This window comes from Thermoflexus sp. (assembly GCF_025055495.1).
Classification (GTDB): domain Bacteria; phylum Chloroflexota; class Anaerolineae; order Thermoflexales; family Thermoflexaceae; genus Thermoflexus.
Genome location: NZ_JANWXB010000216.1, coordinates 1 through 1894, shown reverse-complemented (window position 1 = coordinate 1894; position 1894 = coordinate 1). Strand labels below are relative to the sequence as shown.

Below are 1894 nucleotides of genomic sequence, written 5' to 3'. Positions count from 1 at the left end.
CCATGGCCCTTTGGGCCGTGGGGAGGGGGGAGAAAGGGGGGTGGGGCCCTTCTACCCTGTTCGACCGGCTCCCAACCGCAAAACCACGATTTAAAATCTTCGCTTGGGCTGAGGGAACAAACCGAAATGCTGCGTCGAGGGCCTGCCTTCATCTTTGATCTGGATGGCACGCTGATCGATAGCGTGTATCAGCATGTGCTGGCCTGGCGGGAAGCTCTGGAGGCGGTGGGGATCTCCCTGTCCGTGTGGCGGATCCACCGGCGCATCGGGATGAGCGGCGGGTTGCTGCTCCGGGCACTGTTGCGGGAGACCGAACGGGAGGTCACGCCCGAGGAGGTGGCCCGGATCCAGCAGCACCACGCCGAGGCCTTCGCCCGCATGCTTCCCCAGGTTCGCCCGCTCCCCGGGGCCCGGGAGCTCCTTCAGACGCTCACCGAAACCGGAGTGCCATGGGCGATCGCCACCAGCGGGCGCCGCGAGGTGGCCCAGCCCATCCTGGATCTCCTGGATCTCAACCCCCAGGTCCCGGTCGTGACGCGGGATGATGTCCACTACGCCAAGCCAGATCCCGATCTCTTCCTGACCGCGGCGGAGCGATTGGGGGTTCCCATTCCGGAATGCGTGGTGGTGGGCGACAGCGTGTGGGATTTGCTGGCCGCCCGTCGGGCGGGCGCCCTGGGCGTGGGACTGCTCTCCGGAGGCTATGGCCGGGAGGAGCTCGAGCGGGCTGGCGCCTATCGAGTGTATGAGGATCCGGCGGACCTGTTGCGCCATCTGGACGAGGTCGGGGTTCGCTGAGAGGGCTTCGCTCCTGCCCCCCCAATCTCTTTGCTGGGGTTCGGAAAGCCTGTCTTGAACCGTTCGCCGGGCCCGAATCCGATGCCCAGCCTCAGTGAATGGCCAGCTAAAGGGCTTTTGGAGACGGAGGCAGCCCGTCGAAGGCGGCCCGCCTCCGCCCTTGGTGGCCTTTCCCGCTCACAATATGTGCCACGTTCGAACTCTCCCGCGGGTTTGGGGCGTGGGGGCGCTGTCGAAGGCGGCGCCCCCGCCCCAAGAATATTTTTTCTCCCCTCCCTCCCCACTCGATGGGACGAAGCTCAACCATCCAAAAAGCGCACCGCTCCGATATAGGGGAGATGGCGATAGTGCTCCGCCCAATCGATACCATAGCCGACGACGAACAAATCCGGGATCTCGAAGCCCCGATAGTCCACCTGCACGGGCACCTGACGACGATAGGGCTTATCCAGCAGCACGGCCGTGCGAAGGCTTCGGGGGTGCTGCTGATGCAGATGAGCCTGGAGATACTGTAGCGTTAACCCCGTGTCCACAATATCCTCCACCAGCAACACTTCCCGGCCCGTCACGGGCTCGTTGAGATCTTTCAGAATTCGGACCACCCCCGAGGTTTCCGTAGCAACGCCATAGCTGGAACAGGCGATGAAATCGACCTGCGTATGAATCCCCTGGAAATTCCGAAGGAGGTCCGCGCAGAAAACAAAGGCGCCCTTCAGGACACCCACAATCAGAAGATCCCGGCCCTGGTAGTCCGCGGAGATCTGCGCCGCCAGATCCCGCACCCGTGCAGCCAGGACATCGGCCTCAATCAGCGGCTCGATCCGGTGAGGTCGCATCTCGCCCTCCGATCCGAAGTTTCCGCTATCGTCGATTATAGTCACAGGGCATGCAGGCTCGACGAATGGGCTCTCGTGCTTTGTCCAGTGATGAATTTGGGGTAGAAGTTACGCAGTTGGGCGCCAGTCGAATGAGGTGGAAGGGCCCCACCCCCGTATCCCTCCTCCCCACGGCCCTTTAGGCCGTGGGGAGGAGGGATACGGGGGTGGGGCCCTTCCACCTCATTCGACAGGCGCCCAACTGCGTAACGTCTACCCCA

The 1894-nt window shown here is 63.4% G+C and carries 2 protein-coding genes; one reads left to right on the top strand and one right to left on the bottom strand.

Annotation, left to right across the window (positions count from 1 at the left end; genetic code table 11):
• Positions 1-126: 126 nt before the first annotated feature.
• Positions 127-798, top strand: a complete 672-nt coding sequence (locus tag NZM16_RS07175; protein ID WP_295479617.1) for an HAD family hydrolase — start codon at positions 127-129, stop codon at positions 796-798.
• Between the two features lie 299 nt (positions 799-1097).
• Here NZM16_RS07175 and hpt read toward each other — a convergent pair whose 3' ends face one another.
• The gene (gene hpt, locus NZM16_RS07170; protein WP_295479614.1) at positions 1098-1634 is read right to left on the bottom strand and encodes a hypoxanthine phosphoribosyltransferase; all 537 of its coding nucleotides are present in this window, start codon (positions 1632-1634) and stop codon (positions 1098-1100) included.
• Positions 1635-1894 lie beyond the last annotated feature (260 nt).